Genomic DNA, 24,486 nt, shown 5'->3' with positions numbered 1-24,486 from the left:
CTCGAAAATTTATTTCGGCACATCCTGGCCGGGCGCGGACGCCGCCGACACTGCCGCGGGTGCGGATGCCGCAGGCGCCTGCGATGCAGCAACCGCCGACGCGGGTGCCGTCGCCACCGCTCCCAGCACGCCGACTGACGGCGCCGATTTATACGAACCCAGGTAAGTCAACGCGAGGGTCGCGACGAAGAAGATCGTTGCGAGAACGGCCGTCGTGCGCGACAGGAAATTTGCCGAGCCCGTCGCACCGAACAAGCTGCCCGACGCGCCGCTGCCGAACGCCGCCCCCATGTCGGCCCCCTTGCCATGCTGCAGCAACACGAGACCAATCACGCCCAGCGCGGACAGCAGCTGAACCACAATAATCAAAACTTTCAAAAACGGCATACACCCTCACCTATTGGTTGATACAGCCGGCGCCTTCGCCCGCTGCCCGATATCCCCGCACTTCGCGAGCGCTTACTGCGCGGCCCGGCAAATTGCCAGAAAATCTTCACTCTTCAACGACGCGCCGCCGATCAAGCCGCCATCAATATCCGGCTGCCCGAACAATTCGACCGCGTTATCGGGTTTCACGCTGCCGCCATACAGCAGCGACACCTGCGGCGCCCCCTTCTGCTCGAGCCGCGCGCGCAAGAACGCGTGCACCTGCTGCGCCTGCGCGGACGTCGCACTCTTGCCCGTGCCAATGGCCCACACCGGCTCATACGCGACGACGATACGTGCCGCATCTTGCGCCGACAGCACGGCGAGCACCGCATCGAGCTGCGTGCCGACGACCTGCTCGGTCGTCCCGGCTTCGCGCTCGGCAAGCGTCTCACCGACGCAAACGACAGGCGTCAACCCCGCTGCAAGCGCGCGCTGCGTCTTGGCCGCGACCGCCTCGTTCGTTTCGCCGTGATACGCACGACGCTCCGAATGCCCGACGATCGCATAGGCCGCGCCAAACTCCGCGACCATCGCCGCCGCCACTTCACCTGTGTACGCGCCCTGTTCGTGCGCCGACACATCCTGAGCACCCCACGCTACGCGCCCGCCCGCCAGCAACGACTGTGCCTGCGCAAGATAGGGAAACGGCACGCACACGCCGACTTCGACGCCCTCGCGCACGGCCTGCGCCCCTTGAGCGACCTCGTTCAGCAATGCCTGGTTGCCGCTCAGACGGCCGTGCATCTTCCAGTTGCCGATCACTCGCTGAATTCTTTGTTTCGACATGGTTTGTCTCGTCGTGGACGCCCCGGAAAGGGCGTCGTGTTCATCTGGCTCTGGCGAAGCGAACCCGCAATTTTACTGCGGCGCTCAAGAACAGGTCAAACTGCCGATGTCAAGCATCGACGCTCAGATATCGCCGGTTACGGATTCGCACCCCAAGCGAGCACGATCTTGCCGACGTGCTCGCTACTTTCCATCAACGTATGCGCATCGGCCGCCTGCTCGGCCGGCAGCACGCGATAGATCACGGGCTTCACGCGGCCGTCGGCAACGAGCGGCCACACGCGCTCCTTCAATTGCGCGGCGATCCGCGCCTTGAACTCGACGGGACGCGGCCGCAGCGTCGAACCCGTGACCGTCAGCCGGCGCCGCATGATCTCGGCGAGATTCATCTCGGCCCGCGCTCCGCCGATATGCGCGATCACCACCAGCCGTCCGCCGTCGGCGAGCGCCGTCAACTCGCGCGGCGCGTAGGCGCCCGCGACCATGTCGAGAATCACGTCGACGCCCCGATCGTGCGTCAGCGACTTCACGACGCCGACGAAATCCTCGCTCTTGTAGTTGATCGCCCGCTCGGCGCCGAGTTGCTCGCACGCGCGGCATTTGTCGTCGGTGCCCGCGGTGGCGAATACGCGAAAACCCAGCGCATGCGCGATTTGAATTGCCGCAACGCCGATGCCGCTCGAACCGCCCTGCACCAGCAGCGACTCCTGCGCGCCGCCCTCGCCCGCGCCAAGCTGGGCGCGGTCGAACACGTTGCTCCATACTGTAAAAAACGTCTCAGGCAGCGAAGCGGCCTCGACCTCGGTCAAGCCATCCGGCACCGGCAAACACTGCAGCAACGGCGCGGCCGCATATTGCGCATAGCCGCCACCCGAGAGCAACGCGCAAACGCGGTCGCCAAGCTTCAGGCCGAACGGATTCGACGCGGGATCGGAAAGATCGCCGCCGACGATCTCCCCCGCAACCTCGAGCCCCGGCAGATCCGATGCGCCGGGCGGCGGCGCGTACAAGCCCTTGCGCTGAAGCACGTCAGGACGATTGACGCCCGATGCCGCAACCTTGATTAGCACCTCGCCACGCTTGAGTTCCGGCTTCGGACGCTCGACCAGCCTCAGTACGTCGGGAGCACCGAACTCGGCGATTTCAATGGCTCTCATCTGTATGGCTCCAGGATCCAGGATCGAAATGAATGGGAGACGCCGACAACAGGCGATGCCGGAGCGGCGTCGAACGCGGCCCGATCCTACAGAAAAAACGGCCGGCGCGCTTCGCGCTGCCGGCCGTTGGTACCGCCTTACTTACTGCTGAGGAGGCACATCGGTTTGCTGGGCGGCCGCCTCATTCAGCAGCGCCTTCGCCGACAATCGCACACGGCCCTTCTCGTCCGTCTGGATCACCTTGACCTTCACCTGCTGGCCTTCCTTCAGGTAGTCGTTGATGTCCTTCACCCGCTCGTTGACGATTTCGGAGATGTGCAGCAGGCCATCCTTGCCCGGCAGCAGATTCACGATCGCGCCGAAATCGAGCAGCTTGAGCACCGAGCCCTCGTACACCTGGCCGACTTCGATCTCGGCCGTGATGTTCTCGATGCGCTTCTTCGCCTCGGCCATCCCTTCGCTGCTCGTGCTCGCGATCGTCACGACGCCGTCGTCCGAAATGTCGATCGTCGTGCCGGTTTCTTCCGTCAGCGCACGGATCACCGAGCCGCCCTTGCCGATCACGTCGCGGATCTTCTCCGGATTGATCTTGATCGTGATCATGCGCGGCGCGAATTCGGACAGTTGCGTGTTCGCCCCCGAGACCGATTCCTTCATCTTGCCGAGGATGTGCAGACGGCCTTCCTTCGCCTGCGCGAGCGCGACCTGCATGATTTCCTTCGTGATCCCCTGGATCTTGATGTCCATCTGCAACGCCGTCACGCCGTCGGCCGTGCCGGCCACCTTGAAGTCCATGTCGCCGAGGTGATCCTCGTCGCCGAGAATGTCGGTCAGCACCGCGAACTTGTTGCCTTCGAGGATCAGACCCATCGCGATGCCCGCGACGTGCGCCTTCATCGGCACGCCGGCGTCCATCAGCGCGAGGCAGCCGCCGCACACCGATGCCATCGACGACGAACCGTTCGACTCGGTGATTTCCGACACGACGCGAATCGAATAGCCGAATTCGTCAGCGCTCGGCAGGCATGCGACGAGCGCACGCTTGGCAAGGCGCCCGTGGCCGATTTCGCGGCGCTTCGGCGAGCCGACGCGCCCCGTTTCGCCGGTCGCGAACGGCGGCATGTTGTAGTGGAGCATGAAGCGGTCACGGTACTCGCCTTCGAGCGCGTCGATGATCTGCTCGTCACCCTTCGTGCCGAGCGTCGCGACGACGAGCGCCTGCGTCTCGCCGCGCGTGAAAAGCGCCGAGCCGTGCGTGCGCGGCAGCACGCCCGTGCGGATCTCGATCGGGCGCACGGTACGCGTGTCGCGGCCATCGATGCGCGGCTCGCCGTTCAGGATTTGCGAGCGGACGATCTTCGCCTCGAGATCGAACAGGATGTTGCCGACCGTTGCCGCATCGGCCGCTTCGGCGCTCGACGCCACGGCTTCCTCGGCCAGCTTCGCGGTCGTGGCCGCGTAGATTTCCTTCAGCTTCGCCGAACGCGCCTGCTTTTCGCGGGTCTGGTAGGCCGCTTGCAGATCGGCTTGCGCGAGTTCGGTCACGCGCGCGATCAGCGCTTCGTTCTTCGCAGCCGGCTGCCAGTCCCACTCGGGCTTGCCGCCCTCGCGCACCAGTTCGTGGATCGCATCGATCGCCATCTGCATCTGCTCGTGACCGAACACGACCGCGCCGAGCATCACATCTTCCGGCAGCTGATCAGCTTCGGATTCGACCATCAGCACCGCGCGCTCGGTACCGGCGACGACGAGGTCGAGGCGCGACGATTTCAGCTGCTCGCGCGTCGGATTCAGCACGTACTGATTATTGATATATGCGACGCGCGCCGCGCCGACCGGGCCGTTAAACGGCAGGCCCGACACCGCGAGCGCGGCCGACGCGCCGATCAGCGCGGGAATATCGGCCGGAACCTCCGGGTTCACGGACAACACATGAACCACGACCTGCACTTCGTTGTAGAAGCCTTCCGGGAACAACGGACGCAGCGGCCGGTCGATCAGGCGCGACGTCAGCGTCTCGTGCTCGGACGGACGGCCTTCGCGACGGAAGAAGCCGCCCGGAATCTTGCCGGCCGAATAGGTCTTTTCGATGTAGTCGACGGTCAGCGGAAAGAAATCCTGGCCCGGCTTCGCCGACTTCGCGCCGACGACGGTCGCGAGCACGACGGTATCCTCGACGTCGACGAGCACCGCACCGCTCGCCTGGCGCGCGATCTCGCCGGTTTCGAGGCGAACCTTGTGCTGGCCCCACTGGAATTCTTTCACCACCTTGTTGAACAGAGACATGGTCGCTCCTTTCGTTCGTTCATCAGATGCCGCGCCCGGACGAAGCCGGCACGGCAGCGGCACGACCAGGCCACATGGGAAGAGGTGTGTTTTTTATGCCATTCCAGCGCAGTATTCGCCGCATGCCGCCGCCGTCGAGCGAATCGCGAACAGCGCGCTGGAATGACACAAAGCTCAACCCGTGTGTGCCTGGCCGGTTGTGGGCTTCGATAGCCCGGCGGCACGCGCGATGCGCGCCGCGAAAAACAAAATGCCTGCATCAGCGCAACTGACACAGGCATCTTGCGAAGGCGAAAAGCGCCCCGTTTACTTACGCAGACCCAGCTTCTCGATCAGCGCGCGATAACGGTCGGCATCCTTGCCCTTGAGGTAGTCGAGCAGCTTGCGGCGGCGGCTCACCATGCGCAGCAGACCGCGGCGGCTATGGTGATCTTTCGCGTGGGTTTTGAAGTGACCCGTCAGTTCCGTGATGCGCGCCGTCAGGAGTGCGACCTGAACTTCGGGCGAGCCCGTATCGTTTGCGCCACGGGCGAACTGAGCAACAACTTCCGACTTCTTGATATCAGCAACAGACATTTGATTTCCTTTTCAACTGAACAGGCGGACACGGAAGAAAGGCCGTGCCGTGATTACAACGGCGCGCATTGTAACATAAGTCGCTCAGCCGGTGAATCCAACCCGGCACGCCCGTTTCATACGGTCGGCCGCAAGCGCGGCAGCGGCAATGCCGGTATCGATTCTGCACGGATTGCCTGTCGCGCACCGGTTTTGCCGCCTTTACCCCGCCCTCCCGCATGTTCGCCGCCCTTGGCGCGTAACGTCGCGCCCGTCCAAGCCAGTTGCGACCCGCCTCTTCCCGCGCGGCCCTCGCGAACGCGGACTCGGGCAGCACATCGCGCGCCGAAACGCGACAGGTGAAGGCCGCCCGGCCGCCACGCAAACTTTTCCGTCCCCATTCTCGCGGTCAGGCAGCCAGCGTGATAAAACGTCTCCATCCGAGACCCATGGAGAAGAACCTATGTCAGCCCGTCTCCCGCTATTGTTCGTGTGCGCGGCGGCGTTGTTAGCCGGCTGCGCGCAGCCGTGGCAGCGCTTTCACGCGGGACAGGATTCGTCCGCGATCGTCGCGAGCCTCGGTCCGCCGCGCGAAATCTACGATCTGCCGAACGGCGGCAAGCGCCTGATGTGGCCGACGCAACCGATGGGCGAAGTCACCGTGGCCGCGGATATCGATGCCGCGAGCCGGATCGTCAACGTGCGGCAAGTGCTGCAACCGCTCGAGTTCTACCGCGCCGAAATCGGCACTTGGACCAAGACCGACGTGCTCGTGAATTTCGGCCGGCCGGTCGAAACCGCGTACTTTCCGCTGATGAAACGCGAAGTCTGGACGTACCGCTATCTCGAAGACAACGTCTGGTACATGCTCTACAACTTTTATTTCGACGACGCGGGCGTCCTGCGCCTCACACAGAAAACGCCCGACCCGCTGCACGATCCGGATCGCCGCACGCTGTTCTGATTTCGATCCGGACGAAGAAAAACGCCGGCCGCGACGCAATCGGCGCGGCCGGCGGCGGCTCCCGGCTCGCTCAGCATCGTATCGGCCGCGCTACCTACCCGCTCAAGACTCAAGGCGGCGTCGGAACCGCGCCCGTTCAAGCGGAATGCGACCCACAGCGCGTCAATCTCGAAAATACAGATTCAAACCGCGAACACAGACCTTCACGATGCGGCTAAGCCTGCTCGCTTAAGTGCAAGCGGATATACGGGCGCAACCGCAGCCTACACGCCATGCCTGTCCGGCGGCTGCATGCGCAAACTCCACGCCTCGCCCCCAATTTCATCGCGTCGACGCGTCGAATATCAGACCGCCGCAGCCACGCCGACCACCTGCCCCTTAGCAGTGACTCCAGCTCGCGTTGGTTCGCTCCCGCTCTCTGGACGAACCAAACATCTTCCCTCACGGTGATACACCGCACCAATCGAATCGCCCTCGCGCAATATGACGCTTTTTTCATGAAATTTCTGTTCATCGCGCTTCGGCAAATAAATTCTTTACCGCTCGTTTCTAATATTTTTGTCATCTTTTTTCAAATGACAAATACGCCGACCAACCAGTCAATTAAAACCAAAAAAATGAAACCACCGTCTCTCAGCCAAGCTGCACGAGCCTGAGCGGCAATGTTCATTTTTAGTGCAGCATGCACCTGCTCCCAACATTCTCGATGGACCGGTGGTGCAACCGCAACGTTCACAAAAATAAATTGCAACAGAATATTTCAAACCGAACTTCTGATTCGGGCCATCACCTAATATCGCAGTCACCAAGCTTTCAATTTAGAAAGACAGGCGTACCACGTCGAATGCAAGTTTGCGTCGCCGGACCACGTGTTCATGTATCTAGGAGTCCTCAATGAATCGCCCCAAAAGCATGCTCGTCGCCAATATCGCCTGGGCCCGCGAGACCGCCGAGCGTTCGCCCGCCTTCTTCGACTCGCTGTCGCGCGGCCAGAACCCTCGCGTGCTGTGGATCGGCTGCTCGGACAGCCGTGTGCCGGCGGAGACGATCACGCACAGCATGCCGGGCGAGCTGTTCGTACATCGAAACATCGCGAATCTGTTCCACCCCGACGATGACAACAGCGCGAGCGTGCTCGAGTACGCGGTGCGCGTGCTCAAGGTCGATCACGTGATCGTCTGCGGGCACTATGGCTGCGGCGGCGTGCGCGCGTCGCTGCTGCCGCCGTCGCCGGGGCTGCCGCACGTCAACCGCCGGATTGCGCCGCTTTGTGCGCTCGCCCGCCGTCATCACGCCGAACTCGACGGCGTGCCGCCCGACGAGGCCGCCGATCGGCTTGCCGAGCTCAATGTGATCGAGCAGGTCCGTCTGTTGTCGAACTCCCCGATCATCCGGGACGCCGATCCCGCGCCGCTCGTGCACGGCTGGATCTTCTCGCTCGCCGACGGCCGGCTCAAGGAACTCGCGTCCGGCTACTCGCCAGCAGCCAACGTCGCGCCGCCGGCCGAGCGCGCCGAAACCGCCGCGGCCTGAGCGGGCACGAGCGCCAACACCGCGGCCGTCCGTGCCGCATCGCCCCTGGGCCCCATTACGTTTCCCGTTCACCATGAAGAATCTCAGTGCTTCGTTCTCCACATTTCCGCGCGACCTCGTCGCCGGCGTCGTCGTCTTCCTTGTCGCATTGCCGCTCTGCCTCGGGATCGCCAACGCGTCAGGCGTCGCGCCGTTCGCAGGGCTCGTGTCGGGCATCATCGCCGGCCTCATCGTTGCGATCCTGAGCGGCTCGCCGCTGTCCGTCAGCGGCCCGGCAGCCGGTCTCGTCGTGATCGTCGTCGAGGGGATCGCGCGGCTCGGCAACTTCGAGGCGTTCCTGCTCGCGGTGCTGCTGTCGGGCGTTCTGCAAATCGGCTTCGGGCTGCTGAAAGCGGGCCGCTTCGCCGCTTACGTGCCGTCGCCCGTCATCAAAGGGATGCTCGCCGCCATCGGGCTGCTGCTGATCATCAAGCAAGCGCCGTTCGCGCTTGGGCTGGCCGGTGACGGCAATGCGCCCGGCCATGCAGTATTCACGTCGAGCGCGATCGCGATCGCGTCGCTCGCGCTGCTTGCCGCGTGGGACACGCGCGCGATGCGCCGCTTCAAGTTTGTACGCGTCGTGCCCGCGCCGCTCATCGTCGTGCTGATCGGCATCGGCGTGACCGCCCTGCTCGGCTTCGTCGCGCCGAACGCGGTACCGCCCGTCGAGCATCGCGTCGCATTGCCTGAACTCACGTCGTTTGCCGCGCTCAGCTCGGTGCTGCAAACCGCCGACTTCGGACCGAATTTCGCACAACTGCTGAATCCGGACGTCTGGCGCGTCGCGATCACGCTCGCGGTGGTCGGCAGCCTCGAGACACTGCTGAGCCTCGAAGCGGTCGAGCAGATCGATCCGCAGCGCCGCCCGTCGCAGCCGAACCGCGAACTCAAGGCGCAGGGTGTGGGCAATTTCCTCGCCGGCATGGTGGGTGGCTTGCCGATCACGGCGGTCATCGTGCGCAGTTCGGTGAACGTGAATGCAGGCGGACAAAGCCGGATGTCGGCCATCGTGCATGGCGTGCTGCTGCTCGTCAGCGTGTTCGCGCTCACCGGCCTGCTGAATCTGATCCCGCTCGCGAGTCTCGCGGCGATCTTGATTCACACCGGCTTCAAGCTCGCGAAGCCTGCGCTGTTCGCATCCGTCGCCAAACAGGGGCCCGGCGCGTTTGTGCCGTTCGCCGTGACGATTGCCGGCGTGCTCGCAATCGACTTGCTCGCCGGCATCGCGCTCGGCATCGCGTGCTGCGTGCTCGCGGTCGCGATCGCAAACCTGCGCAGCCCGGCGACGCTCGCGCAGCACGACGATCATTACCTGCTGACATTCCGCAAGGACGTGTCGTTTCTCGGCAAGGTACGGATCAAGCAGTATCTCGCGCAGATTCCGGATCGCGCGGTCGTCATCATCGACGCCACCCGGGTCGATTACATCGACCATGACGTGCACGAGATGATCGACGCGTTCGTCGAGGATGCACCGCGGCGCGCGATCACCGTCGACTACCGGCGCCAGGTCGAACACGCTCGCGAAAGCGGCATGCGCTGGTTCTCCCGCAGCCCGACGATGCAGTAAGCGCCGCCCCCCTGAACGACGACGCCCCGCGCGGCCTGGCTGGCCGGCGGGGCGTTTTTCATGCGGCATGCGGCGGTGCAATCGGCTAACGCGCCGCCAGACGTGCCGAATGCGTATCAAACTCGCATCACGCGCGCTGCGGATTGAGCTTGTCGTTCGAATGCAGCTTGTTCAGCGCCGCGATATACGCCTTCGCCGATGCCGCGACGATATCCGGATCGGTGCCGACGCCATTGACGATGCGCCCGCTCCTCGACAGCCGCACCGTCACCTCGCCTTGCGCCTGCGTGCCGGTTGTAATTGCGTTGACCGAGTACAGCAGCAGTTCCGCGCCGCTACCCACTTCGCTCTCGATCGCATTGAACGTCGCGTCGACGGGCCCGTTACCGTTGGCCTCGCCCTCTACTTGCACGCCGCCCGCCGAGAATACGACCGTCGCCTGCGGCCGCTCGCCCGTCTGCGAGCGTTGCGACAGCGACACGAACCGGTAATGCTCGTGTTCGTGCGCCAGCGCCGACTCTTCCTCGGTGACGATCGCGATGATGTCTTCATCGAAGATTTCGGCCTTGCGATCGGCGAGATCCTTGAAGCGCGCGAACGCGGCGTTCAATTCGGCTTCGCTGTCGAGTGACACGCCGAGCTCCTGCAAACGCTGCTTGAACGCGTTGCGGCCCGACAGCTTGCCCAGCACGATCTTGTTCGCGGTCCAGCCGACGTCTTCCGCCCGCATGATTTCGTAGGTGTCGCGCGCCTTCAGCACGCCGTCCTGATGGATGCCCGACGCATGTGCGAATGCGTTCGCGCCGACCACCGCCTTGTTCGGCTGCACGACGAAGCCCGTGATCTGCGATACGAGCTTCGACGCCGGCACGATCTGCGTTGTATCGATACCCAGGTCGAGCCCGAAGTAGTCCTTGCGGGTTCTTACCGCCATCACGATCTCCTCGAGCGACGTATTGCCCGCGCGCTCGCCGAGACCGTTGATCGTGCACTCCACCTGCCGCGCGCCGCCGATCTTCACGCCGGCCAGCGAATTCGCGACCGCCATGCCCAGATCGTTATGACAATGCACCGAGAAAACCGCCTTGTCCGAATTCGGAATGCGCTCGCGCAGCGTCTTCACGAGGTTGCCGTACAGTTCCGGCACGCCGTAGCCGACCGTATCGGCGATATTGATCGTCGTCGCACCCTCGTCGATCACCGCCTCCAGCACGCGGCAGAGGAAATCCATGTCCGAGCGGCTGCCGTCCTCGGGCGAAAATTCGATGTTGTCGGTGAACTTGCGCGCGAAACGCACGGCGAGACGCGCCTGCTCGAACACCTGATCGGGCGTCATCCGCAGCTTCTTCTCCATGTGCAGCGGCGACGTCGCGATGAACGTATGGATCCGGAAGCTGTTGGCGGGCTTGAGCGCATCCGCCGCGCGCTGAATGTCTTTGTCGTTTGCGCGCGCGAGCGAGCAGATCGTGCTGTCTTTGACCTGCTGCGCGATCGTGTGGATCGCGTCGAAATCGCCATTCGAGCTGGCGGCAAAGCCGGCCTCGATCACGTCGACCTTCATTCGCTCGAGTTGCTTCGCGATGCGGATTTTCTCTTCCTTCGTCATCGACGCGCCGGGCGACTGCTCGCCGTCACGCAACGTCGTGTCGAAAATGATCAGCTTGTCTGTCATGGGAGACTCCAGGTTTCGAATGGGGCAATACACGTGATGAAGCTCGCGCCACCGCAGGCGACACTGGAACAGCAGACGAAGCTCGACGGAGGGCGAAAACGGTCAGCGCGACGGGCGCGCTAGAGCTAGCGCACGTAGCGGCGCGCCGGCTAGAAGAAGAGAAAGGCGGGAGGATGCGGTCATGCTGGCGACTATAGCGGCATTCCGGGTCGCGCGCAATCGGCGGCTTCCCCAAGCGCCCGCCGCGCGCCGCGGCACGGTTTTGCCCTGGACGGGCGTCGTCGCAAAGCCGGGAACGGCATGCGCCGCGCGGGAAAAACCACCGCTGCGGCCCGCCAAAGAAAACGGCGGCCAAACCGGCCGCCGTCCCCGTTACATCACACTGCGGCGCATCAAGCGCGGCGGGCCGTCAATGCTCGCGCTGCGACGAGCGTGCCGGATTCGCCCGGCCGCGCACCGCCATATACGCCCAAAACACATAGCCGGACAGCCCGTACAGCACGAACAGGCCGAACAGCATCAGCGGAGGATCGGACGAAACGAGCACGAACGCGACGACCACGAGCAGGATCGCCGCAAACGGCACCCGGTGGCGGACGTCGAGCGCCTTGCCGCTATAAAAGGGCGCATTCGACACCATCGTCACGCCCGCGTAAACCGTCAGCGCGAATGCGACCCACGGCAGCCAGCCGAGCTTCACCGGCACGCGATTGTCGACGGTGAGCCACACGAAGCCCGCGATCAGTGCCGCGGCGGCCGGGCTCGGCAGCCCCTGGAAGAAGCGCTTGTCGACGACGCCGATATTCGTGTTGAAACGCGCGAGACGCAGCGCCGCGCCCGAGCAGTAGACGAATGCGGCAAGCCACCCCCAGCGGCCAAGATCCTTCAGCACCCATTCGTACATCACGAGCGCAGGCGCGACGCCGAACGACACCATGTCCGACAGGCTGTCGAACTGCTCGCCGAATGCGCTTTGCGTATGCGTGAGCCGCGCGACGCGGCCATCCATTCCGTCGAGCACCATCGCGGCGAAGATCGCGATCGCCGCGGTCTCGAAACGGACGTTCATCGCCTGCACGACAGCAAAGAAGCCGCAAAAGAGCGCGGCCGTGGTGAACGCGTTCGGCAGCAGATAAATGCCGCGCGATCTCAGGAATTGCTGCCGGCGCGCGGCGCGGCGCCCTTCGACGGGCGCCAGATCCGGCGCGGCGGCAACGGATTTGTTGCGGCGAAACGACCGCGGCCACGGGGCTTTGCCATTGCGCGGGCGGCGCGGTTTGAGTGCAGCCATCGATACGTATTCCCGCTTACTGTTGCTCTGGCAGCTCGGCGAGGATCGTCGACGACGCGGACACCTTTTCGCCGATCGTCACGCGCGCACGGCTGCCCTTGGGCAGATACACGTCGACGCGCGAGCCGAAGCGGATGAAGCCGTAGCGCTGGCCGCGCGTCACGGGTTCGCCCGCGCGCACGTAGCAAAGAATCCGGCGCGCGACGAGGCCCGCGATCTGCACGGCCGTCACCGTCTGGCCGCCCGTCGTCTGGATCACGACCGCGTTGCGCTCATTTTCCGCCGACGCCTTGTCGAGCGCCGCATTCAGGAACGCACCCGGAAAATACTCGACCTTCTGCACCGCGCCGTCGACGGGCGAGCGCTGCGAGTGGACATTGAACACGTTCATGAACACGCTGATCTTCAATGCTTCGCGTTGCGCATACGGGTCCTGCGCGATCTCGACCGCCACGACCCGGCCGTCGGCCGGACAAAGCACCGCGTTCGGCTGGGTCGGGATCGGCCGCGGCGGATCGCGGAAGAACTGGACCACGAAGACAAGCAGCAGCCAGAACGGCCATGCGAGGCCGAACCCGCCGATGGCGTGGATCAGCAGCGCGACGACGGCCGCGATCGCGATAAACGGCCAGCCTTCGCGCGCAATGATCGGATGAGGATAATTCATGGTTCGTTCTTCGTTGAATGGCAAAGCCCGTAGGATAGCAAAAGCCGCCCGCGGCACTGACGCCTTCGGGCGGCTTTCGAGTCCGGCCCCGATCCGGGGCCGGATAAAGCGCGCGACTTAGTTCTTCGTCTGGTCGACGAGCTTGTTCTTCGCGATCCACGGCATCATCGCGCGCAGCTTCTCGCCGACCTGCTCGATCTGGTGCTCGGCCGTCAAGCGGCGGCGCGATTGCAGCGTCGGCGCGCCCGCCTTGTTCTCGAGAATGAAGCTCTTCGCGTACTCGCCGGTCTGGATGTCCTTCAGGCATTGCTTCATCGCCTTCTTCGTCTCTTCGGTGACGACGCGCGGGCCCGTCACGTACTCGCCGTACTCGGCATTGTTCGAGATCGAATAGTTCATGTTTGCGATGCCGCCCTCGTAGATCAGGTCGACGATCAGCTTCAGTTCGTGCAGACACTCGAAATACGCCATCTCCGGCGCGTAGCCTGCCTCGACCAGCGTCTCGAAGCCCGCCTTGATCAGCTCGACGGTGCCGCCGCACAGCACGGCCTGCTCGCCGAACAGGTCGGTTTCGGTCTCTTCGCGGAAGTTCGTCTCGATGATGCCCGCACGGCCGCCGCCGTTGGCCGCCGCATACGACAGCGCAATATCGCGCGCCGCGCCCGACTTATCCTGCGCGACCGCGATCAGGTGCGGCACGCCGCCGCCCTGCGAGTACGTGCCGCGAACCGTGTGGCCCGGCGCCTTCGGCGCGACCATGATCACGTCGAGATCCGCGCGCGGAATCACCTGGCCGTAATGGACGTTGAAGCCGTGCGCGAACGCGAGCGCCGCGCCTTCCTTGATATTGGCGTGCACTTCCTTTGCATAGACATCGGCGATCTGCTCGTCGGGCAGCAGCATCATCACGACGTCCGCGCCCTTTACCGCTTCCGCGACCTCCTTGACCGCGAGGCCCGCGTTCTCGGCCTTGCTCCACGACGCGCCGCCGCGGCGCAGGCCGACCGTCACGTTCACGCCGCTGTCCTTCAGGTTCAGCGCGTGCGCATGGCCTTGCGAGCCGTAGCCGATGATCGTGACCTGCTTGCCCTTGATGAGGGAAAGGTCGGCATCCTTGTCGTAGAAAACTTTCATGATCGCTCCTTGGCTAATTCGGTAATTCAATGAGATTCGTTGTTCAGACTTTCAGCACGCGCTCGCCGCGACCGATACCCGAGCTGCCGGTGCGCACCGTCTCGAGAATCGAGCCCGCGTCCAGCGCCTGGATGAATGCGTCGAGCTTGTCGCTCGCGCCCGTCAATTCGATCGTGTAGGTCTTTTCGGTCACGTCGATGATGCGGCCGCGGAAGATGTCCGCCATCCGCTTCATCTCTTCGCGCTCCTTGCCGACCGCGCGCACCTTGATCAGCATCAGCTCCCGTTCGATGTGCGCACCGTCGGTCAGGTCCACCACCTTCACCACCTCGATCAGGCGGTTCAAATGCTTCGTGATCTGTTCGATCACGTCGTCGGAGCCAATGGAGACAATGGTCAGACGCGACAGCGAGTGATCCTCGGTCGGCGCCACCGTCAAGGTTTCAATGTTGTAGCCGCGCGCCGAGAACAGGCCGACGACGCGCGACAGCGCGCCCGGTTCGTTTTCGAGCAGCACGGAAATGATGTGTCTCATGTTCGCTTCTTCCAGTGTGTTCCGTATCGATTCGCCTGCGCCGCACGCCGCCCGCGCGCCGCGCCGCCCTTCATGGAGGCGGCTGCCCGCGAAGCCGAGCGCGCGTCGCGCCGTTACAGATCTTCGGAGCCGAGCAGCATCTCGGTGATGCCCTTGCCGGCCTGAACCATCGGCCAGACGTTCTCGGTCGGATCGGTCTGGAAATCGAGGAACACGGTGCGGTCCTTCAAGCGCAGCGCCTCTTTCAGCGCCGGCTCGACGTCCGCGGTTTTCTCGATGCGCATCCCGACGTGGCCGTATGCTTCGGCGAGCTTCACGAAATCCGGCAGCGCATCCATGTACGAATGCGAATAGCGCTTGCTGTATTCGATCTGCTGCCACTGCCGGACCATGCCGAGATAGCGGTTGTTCAGCGAAATGATCTTGACGGGCGTGTCGTACTGCTTGCAGGTCGACAGCTCCTGGATGCACATCTGGATCGAGCCTTCGCCGGTGATGCACAGCACGTCGTCGTCCGGATGCGCCATCTTGACGCCCATCGCCGCCGGCAGGCCGAAGCCCATCGTGCCGAGGCCGCCCGAATTGATCCAGCGGCGCGGCTTGTTGAAGCGGTAGAACTGCGCGGCCCACATCTGGTGCTGGCCGACGTCGGAGCACACGAACGCGTTGCCGTCCGTCAGCTCCCATGCCTTCTCGACCACGTACTGCGGCTTGATGATCTCGCTTTCGCGGTCGAACTTCAGGCAGTCCTTCGCACGCCAGCCTTCGATATCCTTCCACCATTGCGCGAGCGCGTCGGCATCAGGGCCGTGCTCGGCCGTCTGCAGCTGCTCGATCAGTTCCTTGAGCACTTCCCTCACGTCGCCGACGATCGGAATGTCGACCTTCACGCGCTTGCTGATCGACGACGGATCGATATCGATATGGATGATCTTGCGCGGCCGCGACGCGAAGTGCTCCGGATCGCCGATCACGCGGTCGTCGAAGCGCGCGCCGATCGCGATCAGCACGTCGCAGTGCTGCATCGCCATGTTCGCTTCGTAAGTGCCGTGCATGCCGAGCATGCCAAGGAATTTCTTGTCCGACGCGCGATAGCCGCCCAGGCCCATCAGCGTGTTCGTGACCGGATAGCCGAGCAGATCGGCGAACTGGTTCAGCTCGCGCGACGCCTCGGCCAGCACGATACCGCCGCCGGTATAGATATACGGACGCTTCGCGGACAGCAGCAGCGAGACCGCCTTGCGGATCTGGCCCGAATGACCTTTGGTGACCGGGTTGTACGAGCGCAACGCCACGTTCTTGAGCGGCTCGTACTCGCACGGCGTCTTCGACACGTCCTTCGGGATATCGATGAGGACCGGGCCGGGACGCCCGGTGCGCGCGATGTAGAAAGCCTTCTTGACGGTCGCCGCCAGCTCGCGCACGTCCTTCACGAGGAAGTTGTGCTTCACGCACGGGCGCGTGATGCCGACGGTGTCGCACTCCTGGAACGCATCCTGACCGATCGCGGCAGTCGGCACCTGGCCGCTGATCACGACGAGGGGAATCGAGTCCATGTAGGCGGTCGCGATACCCGTGACCGCGTTCGTGACGCCCGGCCCGGACGTGACGAGGCAGACGCCGACTTTGCCCGTCGAACGCGAATACGCGTCGGCGGCGTGCACGGCGGCCTGTTCATGGCGTACCAGGATGTGCTGAATCTTGTCCTGCTTGTACAGCTCGTCGTAAATATAGAGAACCGAGCCGCCAGGGTAGCCCCAGAGGAATTCGACATCCTCGTCGGCCAGTGCCTTCATGAGCACGGTGGCGCCGATGGAGCCGGTTTTCTGAGGAGAAAGGGATTCCGACGTGGAAAATTCCGCGCTGGGCATATTCATCGTAGACCTTTCGAATTTTCGGCAAAAAATTGATCGGGTGCTCTCTGCCGGGCTTGTGGCTCGGGTTCAAGCGGCGCGTCCATTTGAAAGGCGGGCTTCTTGGGCCGGCCTCAATTGAGACTGTCACTTTATGTTGCGAACTGTCGACGATAGCGTCTCCCCAGCAAGCGGTCAAGCAGAAAATCCCGCAATGCATCAAACCCTGTTTCGGCATGCCAAGCGTCCGATATTCGCCGCGAGCGGTGCCGCGCCCGCGCCCCGCTGCCCGAACGTGCGCGGCCCGCTCTTGCGGTGTGGCATTTGACCGATCCCAACGCCGGTGTTCGAATCCAGGCTTGATCGCGTGTTACGGCACCTGCGCCCGACATTCGATATTCGATTCGAGATCAGCCGGCTCGACTCCTGCACCCGAGATCCGGCCGACCGGCTCGCCGCCGTGTATCGCCCATGTGCCGCCTGCCGCCGCGGCCTCGCGGCCCGCGCCGCCGCAATGTGGCGCAAACCGCCGCGAGCACCGGCTCATGCGGCCGGAAGGCCCAAACAAGGTGCCCTCTCGCGCGAAAATTTGTTAGCATCCGCGGGTTTTACGAATTTTTTCTGACTTTTTACGCGACGAGAACGCAGCGCGGACCTTCACGGCATGGCATCAGAAAAGGAACTCGCCGATTTTCTGGCGGGCGTCGAAAGGCGCGCGTTCAAGCAGGCCGCTTATGCGGTGCGCGACGACGATGCGTCCCTCGACATCGTGCAGGACGCAATGATCCGGCTCGCGGAGAAATACGGCGACCGCCCGGCTGCCGAGTTGCCGCTCCTCTTTCAGCGCATCCTGCAGAATGCGATCCACGATCATTTCCGCAGACAAAAGGTGCGCAATACGTGGGTCAGCCTGTTTTCGTCGCTCAACAGCACCGACGACGACGAATTCGACCCGCTCGAAACGCTAGAATCGGCGGACGGCGACGGCATCGAAAGCAGCGAAACCCGGCTTGAACGCGAGCAGGTGCTCACGCTGATCGACGAGGAAATCCAGAAGCTTCCGGCGCGTCAACGGGAAGCCTTCCTGATGCGTTATTGGGAAGATATGGATGTCGCCGAGACAGCCGCCGCCATGGGGTGCTCCGAAGGCAGCGTCAAGACGCACTGCTCGCGGGCCACTCACGCATTGGCGCTGGCGCTCAAGGCCAAAGGAATCACGCTATGAGCTCCGCTCCCGCCACGAAGGAAGAACTCGAACTTGCGTTCAAGATCCGGCGCGCCCTTGACGAGCGCGCGGCCGCGCTGCCCGCGTCGACGGCGCAGCGTCTGGCCGCCGCCCGCCGCGCGGCGCTCGCCCGCAAGAAACCCGATGCGTCGATCGTGCTCGTGCCCGCGCTCGCGGGGGGCGCCGGCGCGCTCGAATTGCGCATGCCGGACAGCACGCCGCACCGCAAATCGCTCGGCCGCCGGCTGATCGGCGCGTGGCCGCTCGTGCTGCTGCTCGCCGGGCTCGTCGGCATTGCGTACTGGGAAGACATGCAGCGCACCGCGGAGCTGGCCGACATCGACGCGGCCATGCTGAGCGACAACCTGCCCCTCGATGCGTATCTCGATCACGGGTTCAACGCCTATCTTTCGCACGCCCACTAACGCATAAGCAACAAGGGGAACGCACGGGTGAGTCAAAAACGGGGACTGGCTGTTTTTTTTGGCTGCGCGATCGCGCTTGCCGTCGCGTATGTCGCCACCTACCCGCGCTTTCATCCTCAGCCGGCGGCCGCGGCAGCGGTCGCGAACGCGCCTGCGCTCGCGTCGGCGGCGCTTGCGCTGACGAGCGAGTTGCCGGCGCTGCCGGCGTCGGGGCCGCTGTCGTGGGCGCGCCTCACGCCGCAACAGCGCGTCGCGCTCGCGCCGTTCGAGAATCAGTGGGATTCGTTCAGCGACGCGCGCAAGCGTAAATGGCTCAAAATCGCCGCCCGTTTTTCGAAGATGACGCCGGAGGCGCAAAAACGGTTACAGGAACGGATGGCCGAATGGGCCCGCATGACGCCCGAGGAGCGCCGCGTCGCGCGCGAAAACTACCAAGTGTCGAAGGATCTGCCGGAGCAGGCGCGCGAAAAAGCATGGAAGGCGTACCAGCAATTGTCGCCGGAGCAGAAGGAAAAGCTCGCGGCAGCCGAGCGCCGGCGCCGGCCCACCGTCGTCAGCGCGCCGCCTACCGGCAAGAGCGACCGTGACATCAGTCGGCTCGTGAATGCCCACGACCGGCACCCGGCGAGCGCGCCCGTCGCGATGAATGCCGCACCGCCCGCGGTGCCGGCGAGTGCGCCCGCGGCCCCCGCGCCGGCCTCCACGCTGGTCATACCCGGCATCATCGCGCCCGTCACGCCGACCCCCGTCTCGCCGTCCGAGGCTCCGTCGATTTTCAACGGCTCGTAAGCGGGCCATGCGCGCCGTGACGCCGCCGCCGACCGCAACCGACGCGCCGCCGAGCTTACGCCGCCGGCTCGCCGCGCTCGTCTATGAAAGCCTGCTGCTGTTCGGCGTCGTGTTTCTCGCCGCGCTTGCGTTCGGCATCGTATTTCAGCAGCACAGCGGTCTCGATCACCGGCGGCTGCTCGCCGCGTGGATCGCGCTCGTCGCCGGCGCGTACTTCGTCTGGTTTTGGACGCACGGCGGCCAGACGCTGCCGATGAAAACCTGGCGGCTGCGCGTCGAGACCGCCGGCGGCGCGCCGCTGTCGTTCGGCCGCGCGATCGCGCGCTACGCGCTCGGCTGGCTGTGGTTCCTGCCCCCGCTCGCGCTGCACCCGCTCGCGGGCTTCCCGTTACCGCGCACGCTGGCGGCAGCGGCTGTCTGGTTTGCGCTCTGGGTACTCGCCGCCCGCGTGCATCCGAGCCGCCAATTCCCGCACGACCGCCTCGCCGGCACCTGCATCGTCGACGTCCCGCGCGCGGGTAAAGTTGCAGCATAAGAACATTTCGTGACTGTCATGGCACAGTCACGCCCGCATGGCGCAATGCCGATAACGTCAATTGGCGCGAGTCATGCATGGGCAAAAGAACGTCCGCGGCTTCCTTATTTCGTCACCCTGGCGGCCTCGAAACCGCCAGCGCATTTCTGTCCGGCTCGGCGGCAAGCGAAATGCTCACCCCGCCGGCCGCGCCGGCCACACGGCATGAAGATTCGGAACCTGCGCCGCACCGCTATCGGACGATCTGGCTGTCGGATATCCATCTCGGCACGAGCGGTTGCCAGGCGAGCTATCTGCTCGATTTTCTCAAGCACAACGAGTCCGAATACCTGTACCTCGTCGGCGACATCATCGACGGCTGGCAGCTGAGGAAAGGCTGGTACTGGCCGCAGACGCACAACGACGTCGTCCAGAAAATCCTGCGCAAGGCGAGAAAAGGCACGCAGGTCGTCTACATCCCGGGCAACCACGACGAGGCCGCGCGCCAGTTCTGCGACCTCGCGTTCGGCGAGATCCAGGTGCGCGGCGAGGCGTTTCATACGACGCTGTCCGGCAAACGTTTGTGGGTGGTGCACGGCGACCTGTTCGACGGCGTGATCCAGCATGCGAAGTGGCTCGCATATCTCGGCGACACGCTCTATACGCTGATTCTGGTGCTGAACCGCTGGTTCAACCGGATCAGGAGCCGCTTCGGATTCCAATACTGGTCGCTGTCGCAGTACCTGAAGCACCAGGTGAAGAACGCGGTGAATTTCATCTCGTCGTTCGAGGCGGTGATGACCGACGAAGCGCGCCGCCGCGGCTGCGACGGCGTCGTCTGCGGCCACATCCACAAGGCGGAGATCCGCGAAATCGACGGCGTGCTGTACTGCAACGACGGCGATTGGGTCGAAAGCCTGTCCGCGCTCGTCGAGACGACGGAAGGCGAGTTGAAAGTCGTCCACTGGACCGTCATCCGCTCGCCCGGCGCCGCGCAAGCGCGCAAGACGAAAGCCCCCGCATGAGCCTCGAAGGACTGCCTGCGATGAAAATCATGATCATCACCGATGCGTGGGAGCCGCAAGTCAACGGCGTCGTGCGCACACTGAAAAGCACCGCGCGCGAGCTGACCGCGCTCGGCCATCGCGTCGAGCTATTGACGCCGCTGGAGTTCCGCACGGTGCCATGCCCGACCTATCCCGAGATCCGGCTGTCGATTCTGCCGTACCGGCGCCTGCGGGAACGGCTCAACGCGTTCGAGCCCGACGCGCTGCACATCGCGACGGAAGGGCCGCTCGGGCTGGCGGCGCGCCGCTACGCGCGCGCGCGCAAGCTGCCGTTTACCACCGCCTATCACACGCGCTTTCCCGAGTACGTGCACGCGCGCTTCGGCATCCCGCTCACGGCCACCTATCGCTTCTTGCGCTGGTTCCACGGCGCCTCGCTCGCGGTGATGGCGCCGACGCCCGTCGTCAAGGACGATCTCGAGCGACATGGCTTTCGCAATGTCGTGCTGTGGACGCGCGGCGTCGATCTCGACATCTTCCGTCCGATGGAGTCGAAAGTGCTGAACACCGCGCGGCCGATCTTCCTGTATGTCGGACGAGTGGCGATCGAGAAGAACGTCGAGGCATTCCTGAAGCTCGATCTGCCGGGCTCGAAATGGGTCGCGGGCGAAGGCCCCGCGCTCGCCGAGCTTAAATCGCGCTACCCCGAGGCGAATTACCTCGGCGTGCTGTCCCAGGCGGAGCTTGCCAAGGTCTACGCGGCCGCCGACGTGTTCGTGTTTCCGAGCCGCACCGACACCTTCGGCCTCGTGCTGCTCGAAGCGCTCGCCTGCGGCACGCCGGTTGCCGCGTATCCGGTGACGGGGCCCGTCGACGTGCTCGGCAACGGCGGCGCGGGCTCGATGAGCGACGATTTGCGCGAAGCGTGCCTCGAGGCGCTGAAGATCGAGCGGCATCACGCGCGGGCGTGGGCCGAGCGATTCTCCTGGCGCGCGGCGTCCGAGCAATTCGCCTCGCATCTGAAGCCGCTCGCGAAAACCGCCTGCTCCCGCCCTGAAGGCGCAACCGTTTGAAACCGGCCATGCGCGCGAAAGCGCCCCACCCCAGCCCGCCGTCACGCCGGCCCGCCGCGCGCGCGACGCGCATGCCGGGCGCGCCGTCTGAAACGTTCGACGCGCACGAGCCGCTCGGACCGGACGATCCGCTCGCGCCGCTGCCGCACAATCCGTACAAGGGCAATCGCGGCATCGTGCGCGCGTGGTACGCACTCAAGCATTCGGTGAACGGCTTTCGCGTGGCGATCCGGGAGGAAAGCGCGTTCCGTCAAGAACTCACGTTCGCCGTGCTTTTGCTGCCGATCGGCGCGTTCGCGCCCGTCGAGCCGGCCTCGCGCGCGCTGCTCATCGGTTCGGTGCTGCTCGTGCTGATCGTCGAGCTGCTGAATTCGAGCGTCGAAGCCGCCATCGACCGGATCTCGCTCGAGCGTCACGAGTTGTCCAAGCGCGCGAAGGATCTCGGCAGCGTGGCGGTGACGGTTGCACTCGGCGTGTGCGTCCTGACCTGGGGCCTCATCCTCGGGCCGCTCGTCTGGCATCGGCTTGCCGGCTGAGCGCCGCCGGCCGGACGTGCAACCCGGTGCACCTGTGTGCATCGCAACACAGCCGGGTATGCCCGAATCACGAAATACCGCCGGACGCGCAACTGAGCGGTTTATAATCGGTTGATAGTTATAGAACAGCAACCGCGCCGGACGACATAAGCAGCAAACATGGCAACGCCCGCCAAGTCCGGCGAACACTGGGCCGGACGACATGGAAGCGAAACCTCCCCGCCGGACGCGCGAACGGATTCTCGAGTTGTCGTTGAAGCTTTTCAACGAGATCGGAGAGCCGAACGTGACGACGACGACGATCGCCGAGGAAATGGAAATCAGTCCAGGCAACCTGTACTACCATTTCCGCAACAAGGACGACATCATCAACAGCATCTTCGCGCAGTTCGAGCAGCAGATCGAACGGCGCCTGCGCTTTCCTGATGATCACCGGCCAACGATCGACGAAACCTGGTCGTATCTGCAGTACATGGCCGACTTCATGTGGACCTATCGTTTCCTCTATCGCGATCTGAACGATTTGCTCGCACGCAATCGCACGCTCGAGACGCACTTCAAGCAAATCATCAGCCACAAGGTTCGCTTCGCGCGCGAGATGTGCGAGCTGCTCGCAGCCGACAACGAACTCGTCGCGGCGCCCGCCGAAATCGAAGTGATCGCGACCAACATGGCCGTCATCGCTACCTATTGGCTGTCGTATCAGTATGTGATGCACCCTCGCAAATACAACGATCAGGACGCGATCCGCGAGGAACTGCATCAGGTCAGCATGCACGTGATCTCGGTGATAGCCCCGTATCTGCGGGGCCGCTCGCGGCAGATCTTCGACGACATCGTGTCCGGCAAGCTGCCCAAGCGCGAGTTCCACGACTACCTGCCCCCGCGCGACGGTTCGCCGCGCAAGGACAAGGATGCGAAGCAATGAAGACGGTCTGTGTATATTGCGGCTCCGCACACGGCGCCAAGCCCGCATATACGGACGCCGCGCGCGCGTTCGGCCGCGCGCTCGCGCAGGCGGGCTTGACGCTCGTGTACGGCGGCGGACGCGTCGGCTTGATGGGGGTGATCGCCGATGAGGTGCTCGCCTCGGGCGGCCGCGCGATCGGCGTGATCACCGAGCTGCTCGTCGACAAGGAGGTCGGCCACACCGGCCTGACCGAGCTGCACGTCGTGCCCGACATGCATCACCGCAAGAAGATGATGGCCGATCTCGCCGATGCGTTCGTCGCGATGCCCGGCGGCGCCGGCACGCTCGAAGAGTTCTTCGAGGTCTACACATGGGCGCAGCTCGGCTATCACCGCAAGCCGATCGCGCTCTACAACATCGATGCATTCTACGAACCGCTGCTTGCGCTGCTCAAGCACACGGTCGACGAAGGTTTCATGCAGCGCGTCTATTTCGACGCGCTGTGCGTCGACGCCGCACCCGACGCGTTGATCGAGCAGATCGTCCGCTATCGGCCGCCCGCGCGCGACAAGTGGGAATATTTGTCCGAACAGGAAGCCTGAGGAGCGCCGCGGGCGCGTTGCGCGCTGTTGCGTTGTCTGCTGATGGCGCTGTTGCGTTGGCGGCGCTTCGCCCGCCTTGCCTGCCGACCCTTCCGTAACGGCCAAAATCCAAACCATGACGAATCCACCCGCCCGAGTCGTCCTGATCACCGGCGCGAGCCGCGGCATCGGCCGCGCGGCCGCGCTTGCCGCCGGCGCGCGCGGCTGGTCGGTTGGCGTCAACTACGCGCGTGACGCCGCAGCGGCCGAAGCGAGCGCCGACGCCGTGCGCGCCGCGGGCGGCAATGCCTGCGTCGTGCGCGGCGATGTCACGTGCGAAGCCGACGTGATTGGAATGTTCGATGCGGTGCAAGCAGCATTCGGCCGGCTCGACGCGCTCGTCAACAATGCGGGGATCGTCGCGCCGTCGCTGCCGCTCGCCGACATGGATCTCGCGCGCCTCTCGCGCGTGTTCGATACCAACATACTCGGCGCGTACCTGTGCGCGCGCGAGGCGGCGCGAAGGCTGCCGACCAACCGCGGCGGCGCGGGCGGCGCGATCGTCAACGTGTCGTCGATCGCCGCTCGCCTGGGCTCGCCGAACGAATATGTCGACTATGCGGGCTCGAAAGGCGCGATCGATACGCTGACGATCGGCCTATCGAGGGAACTCGGCCCGCACGGCGTGCGGGTGAATGCGGTACGCCCCGGCCTGATCGAAACCGAGATCCACGCAAGCGGCGGCCAGCCCGGGCGCGCCGCGCGGCTCGGTTCGCTCGCGCCGCTGGGGCGCGCCGGTGAGGCGGCGGAAGTCGCCGAGGCGATCGTCTGGTTGATCAGCGACGCGGCGTCATATGTAAACGGCGCGCTGCTCGACGTCGGCGGAGGACGCTAGCAGGCTGGCACTTGGCGGGTTGGCGGGTTGGCCGCTTGGCCGCTTGGCCGCTTGGCCGCT

The 24,486-nt window shown here is 64.5% G+C and carries 24 protein-coding genes; 13 read left to right on the top strand and 11 right to left on the bottom strand.

The features are described 5' to 3' along the window. Positions 1-9: 9 nt before the first annotated feature. The 5 genes from secG to rpsO form a co-directional block, all read right to left on the bottom strand. Positions 10-387, bottom strand: coding sequence for a preprotein translocase subunit SecG (secG, locus tag BSIN_RS11960; RefSeq protein WP_059513181.1), 378 nt, complete (start codon positions 385-387; stop codon positions 10-12). Between the two features lie 72 nt (positions 388-459). Beyond that, entirely contained in the window at positions 460-1,215 is a 756-nt protein-coding gene (gene tpiA, locus BSIN_RS11955; RefSeq protein ID WP_089340666.1) for a triose-phosphate isomerase, read from the bottom strand. 137 nt (positions 1,216-1,352) lie between these two features. Next, positions 1,353-2,372: an NAD(P)H-quinone oxidoreductase gene (locus BSIN_RS11950; RefSeq protein ID WP_069234754.1), complete on the bottom strand. Its 1,020-nt coding sequence runs from the start codon at positions 2,370-2,372 to the stop codon at positions 1,353-1,355. A 141-nt stretch (positions 2,373-2,513) separates the two neighbouring features. Then, positions 2,514-4,658 carry a polyribonucleotide nucleotidyltransferase gene (gene pnp / locus BSIN_RS11945; RefSeq protein WP_089340686.1) on the bottom strand — a complete coding sequence of 715 codons (2,145 nt, stop codon included), beginning with the start codon at positions 4,656-4,658 and terminating at the stop codon, positions 2,514-2,516. 306 nt (positions 4,659-4,964) lie between these two features. After that, entirely contained in the window at positions 4,965-5,234 is a 270-nt protein-coding gene (gene rpsO / locus BSIN_RS11935; RefSeq protein ID WP_004185828.1) for a 30S ribosomal protein S15, read from the bottom strand. 442 nt (positions 5,235-5,676) lie between these two features. On the opposite strand from rpsO, the gene BSIN_RS11930 reads away from it, so the two are divergent. The 3 genes from BSIN_RS11930 (at position 5,677) to BSIN_RS11920 (ending at position 9,319) form a co-directional block, all read left to right on the top strand. Beyond that, entirely contained in the window at positions 5,677-6,177 is a 501-nt protein-coding gene (locus tag BSIN_RS11930; RefSeq protein WP_089340665.1) for a hypothetical protein, read from the top strand. A gap of 894 nt (positions 6,178-7,071) precedes the next feature. Continuing rightward, positions 7,072-7,710, top strand: coding sequence for a carbonic anhydrase (locus BSIN_RS11925; RefSeq protein ID WP_089340664.1), 639 nt, complete (start codon positions 7,072-7,074; stop codon positions 7,708-7,710). 73 nt (positions 7,711-7,783) lie between these two features. Next, the gene (locus BSIN_RS11920) at positions 7,784-9,319 is read left to right on the top strand and encodes a SulP family inorganic anion transporter (protein ID WP_089340663.1); all 1,536 of its coding nucleotides are present in this window, start codon (positions 7,784-7,786) and stop codon (positions 9,317-9,319) included. Between the two features lie 127 nt (positions 9,320-9,446). Here the strand turns inward: BSIN_RS11920 and BSIN_RS11915 are convergent, their stop codons facing one another. The 6 genes from BSIN_RS11915 to BSIN_RS11890 all read right to left on the bottom strand — a co-directional run bounded on the left by BSIN_RS11915 (position 9,447) and on the right by BSIN_RS11890 (position 16,495). After that, positions 9,447-10,991 carry a 2-isopropylmalate synthase gene (locus tag BSIN_RS11915; protein ID WP_059513167.1) on the bottom strand — a complete coding sequence of 515 codons (1,545 nt, stop codon included), beginning with the start codon at positions 10,989-10,991 and terminating at the stop codon, positions 9,447-9,449. Positions 10,992-11,400: 409 nt separating this feature from the next. Further along, positions 11,401-12,282, bottom strand: coding sequence for a CDP-diacylglycerol--serine O-phosphatidyltransferase (gene pssA, locus BSIN_RS11910; protein WP_089340662.1), 882 nt, complete (start codon positions 12,280-12,282; stop codon positions 11,401-11,403). Between the two features lie 16 nt (positions 12,283-12,298). Beyond that, positions 12,299-12,949, bottom strand: coding sequence for a phosphatidylserine decarboxylase (locus tag BSIN_RS11905; RefSeq protein ID WP_059513164.1), 651 nt, complete (start codon positions 12,947-12,949; stop codon positions 12,299-12,301). Positions 12,950-13,066: 117 nt separating this feature from the next. Continuing rightward, positions 13,067-14,083 (bottom strand): ketol-acid reductoisomerase, encoded by a 1,017-nt coding sequence (ilvC, locus tag BSIN_RS11900; protein ID WP_089340661.1) that lies wholly within the window; start codon positions 14,081-14,083, stop codon positions 13,067-13,069. Between the two features lie 43 nt (positions 14,084-14,126). Further along, positions 14,127-14,618, bottom strand: a complete 492-nt coding sequence (gene ilvN, locus BSIN_RS11895) for an acetolactate synthase small subunit (protein WP_059513160.1) — start codon at positions 14,616-14,618, stop codon at positions 14,127-14,129. Positions 14,619-14,731: 113 nt separating this feature from the next. Then, a complete protein-coding gene (locus tag BSIN_RS11890; protein WP_089340660.1) occupies positions 14,732-16,495 on the bottom strand; it encodes an acetolactate synthase 3 catalytic subunit in 1,764 nt (587 codons plus the stop codon). 640 nt (positions 16,496-17,135) lie between these two features. On the opposite strand from BSIN_RS11890, the gene BSIN_RS11885 reads away from it, so the two are divergent. The 10 genes from BSIN_RS11885 (at position 17,136) to BSIN_RS11840 (ending at position 24,426) form a co-directional block, all read left to right on the top strand. Then, on the top strand, positions 17,136-17,696 hold the full coding sequence (locus BSIN_RS11885) for an RNA polymerase sigma factor (protein ID WP_059513156.1): 561 nt from the start codon (positions 17,136-17,138) through the stop codon (positions 17,694-17,696). After that, on the top strand, positions 17,693-18,121 hold the full coding sequence (locus BSIN_RS11880; protein WP_059513154.1) for a DUF3619 family protein: 429 nt from the start codon (positions 17,693-17,695) through the stop codon (positions 18,119-18,121). Before BSIN_RS11885 ends, BSIN_RS11880 begins: the two co-directional genes overlap by 4 nt. Positions 18,122-18,148: 27 nt before the next feature. Continuing rightward, a complete protein-coding gene (locus BSIN_RS11875) occupies positions 18,149-18,910 on the top strand; it encodes a DUF3106 domain-containing protein (protein WP_059513152.1) in 762 nt (253 codons plus the stop codon). A gap of 7 nt (positions 18,911-18,917) precedes the next feature. Next, positions 18,918-19,445 (top strand): RDD family protein, encoded by a 528-nt coding sequence (locus BSIN_RS11870; RefSeq protein WP_069234762.1) that lies wholly within the window; start codon positions 18,918-18,920, stop codon positions 19,443-19,445. Positions 19,446-19,522: 77 nt separating this feature from the next. Next, positions 19,523-20,449 carry a UDP-2,3-diacylglucosamine diphosphatase gene (locus BSIN_RS11865; protein ID WP_089340659.1) on the top strand — a complete coding sequence of 309 codons (927 nt, stop codon included), beginning with the start codon at positions 19,523-19,525 and terminating at the stop codon, positions 20,447-20,449. Positions 20,450-20,469: 20 nt separating this feature from the next. After that, the gene (locus tag BSIN_RS11860) at positions 20,470-21,504 is read left to right on the top strand and encodes a glycosyltransferase family 4 protein (protein WP_089340658.1); all 1,035 of its coding nucleotides are present in this window, start codon (positions 20,470-20,472) and stop codon (positions 21,502-21,504) included. Positions 21,505-21,512: 8 nt separating this feature from the next. Further along, positions 21,513-22,040, top strand: a complete 528-nt coding sequence (locus BSIN_RS11855; RefSeq protein WP_089340657.1) for a diacylglycerol kinase — start codon at positions 21,513-21,515, stop codon at positions 22,038-22,040. A gap of 202 nt (positions 22,041-22,242) precedes the next feature. Beyond that, a complete protein-coding gene (locus BSIN_RS11850) occupies positions 22,243-22,968 on the top strand; it encodes a TetR/AcrR family transcriptional regulator (protein ID WP_059513142.1) in 726 nt (241 codons plus the stop codon). Continuing rightward, positions 22,965-23,552 (top strand): LOG family protein, encoded by a 588-nt coding sequence (locus BSIN_RS11845; RefSeq protein WP_059513140.1) that lies wholly within the window; start codon positions 22,965-22,967, stop codon positions 23,550-23,552. Before BSIN_RS11850 ends, BSIN_RS11845 begins: the two co-directional genes overlap by 4 nt. A gap of 115 nt (positions 23,553-23,667) precedes the next feature. Further along, complete coding sequence (locus BSIN_RS11840) at positions 23,668-24,426, top strand: SDR family oxidoreductase (protein WP_089340656.1); 759 nt, start codon at positions 23,668-23,670, stop codon at positions 24,424-24,426. Positions 24,427-24,486 lie beyond the last annotated feature (60 nt).

It is taken from the genome of Burkholderia singularis (assembly GCF_900176645.1).
Lineage (GTDB): Bacteria > Pseudomonadota > Gammaproteobacteria > Burkholderiales > Burkholderiaceae > Burkholderia > Burkholderia singularis.
This window is presented reverse-complemented; position numbering and strand designations above follow the sequence as displayed.

Coding starts and splice junctions, on each gene's coding strand:
- ilvN (WP_059513160.1), bottom strand. CDS start 14,618: ATGAGACACATCATTTCCGTGCTGCTCGAAAACGAACCGGGCGCGCTG.
- BSIN_RS11850 (WP_059513142.1), top strand. CDS start 22,243: ATGGAAGCGAAACCTCCCCGCCGGACGCGCGAACGGATTCTCGAGTTG.
- BSIN_RS11950 (WP_069234754.1), bottom strand. CDS start 2,372: ATGAGAGCCATTGAAATCGCCGAGTTCGGTGCTCCCGACGTACTGAGG.
- ilvC (WP_089340661.1), bottom strand. CDS start 14,083: ATGAAAGTTTTCTACGACAAGGATGCCGACCTTTCCCTCATCAAGGGC.
- BSIN_RS11865 (WP_089340659.1), top strand. CDS start 19,523: ATGGGCAAAAGAACGTCCGCGGCTTCCTTATTTCGTCACCCTGGCGGC.
- BSIN_RS11845 (WP_059513140.1), top strand. CDS start 22,965: ATGAAGACGGTCTGTGTATATTGCGGCTCCGCACACGGCGCCAAGCCC.
- BSIN_RS11870 (WP_069234762.1), top strand. CDS start 18,918: ATGCGCGCCGTGACGCCGCCGCCGACCGCAACCGACGCGCCGCCGAGC.
- BSIN_RS11905 (WP_059513164.1), bottom strand. CDS start 12,949: ATGAATTATCCTCATCCGATCATTGCGCGCGAAGGCTGGCCGTTTATC.
- BSIN_RS11860 (WP_089340658.1), top strand. CDS start 20,470: ATGAAAATCATGATCATCACCGATGCGTGGGAGCCGCAAGTCAACGGC.
- BSIN_RS11930 (WP_089340665.1), top strand. CDS start 5,677: ATGTCAGCCCGTCTCCCGCTATTGTTCGTGTGCGCGGCGGCGTTGTTA.
- rpsO (WP_004185828.1), bottom strand. CDS start 5,234: ATGTCTGTTGCTGATATCAAGAAGTCGGAAGTTGTTGCTCAGTTCGCC.
- BSIN_RS11880 (WP_059513154.1), top strand. CDS start 17,693: ATGAGCTCCGCTCCCGCCACGAAGGAAGAACTCGAACTTGCGTTCAAG.
- pssA (WP_089340662.1), bottom strand. CDS start 12,282: ATGGCTGCACTCAAACCGCGCCGCCCGCGCAATGGCAAAGCCCCGTGG.
- tpiA (WP_089340666.1), bottom strand. CDS start 1,215: ATGTCGAAACAAAGAATTCAGCGAGTGATCGGCAACTGGAAGATGCAC.
- BSIN_RS11855 (WP_089340657.1), top strand. CDS start 21,513: ATGCGCGCGAAAGCGCCCCACCCCAGCCCGCCGTCACGCCGGCCCGCC.
- BSIN_RS11885 (WP_059513156.1), top strand. CDS start 17,136: ATGGCATCAGAAAAGGAACTCGCCGATTTTCTGGCGGGCGTCGAAAGG.
- BSIN_RS11915 (WP_059513167.1), bottom strand. CDS start 10,991: ATGACAGACAAGCTGATCATTTTCGACACGACGTTGCGTGACGGCGAG.
- secG (WP_059513181.1), bottom strand. CDS start 387: ATGCCGTTTTTGAAAGTTTTGATTATTGTGGTTCAGCTGCTGTCCGCG.
- pnp (WP_089340686.1), bottom strand. CDS start 4,658: ATGTCTCTGTTCAACAAGGTGGTGAAAGAATTCCAGTGGGGCCAGCAC.
- BSIN_RS11925 (WP_089340664.1), top strand. CDS start 7,072: ATGAATCGCCCCAAAAGCATGCTCGTCGCCAATATCGCCTGGGCCCGC.
- BSIN_RS11890 (WP_089340660.1), bottom strand. CDS start 16,495: ATGAATATGCCCAGCGCGGAATTTTCCACGTCGGAATCCCTTTCTCCT.
- BSIN_RS11920 (WP_089340663.1), top strand. CDS start 7,784: ATGAAGAATCTCAGTGCTTCGTTCTCCACATTTCCGCGCGACCTCGTC.
- BSIN_RS11840 (WP_089340656.1), top strand. CDS start 23,668: ATGACGAATCCACCCGCCCGAGTCGTCCTGATCACCGGCGCGAGCCGC.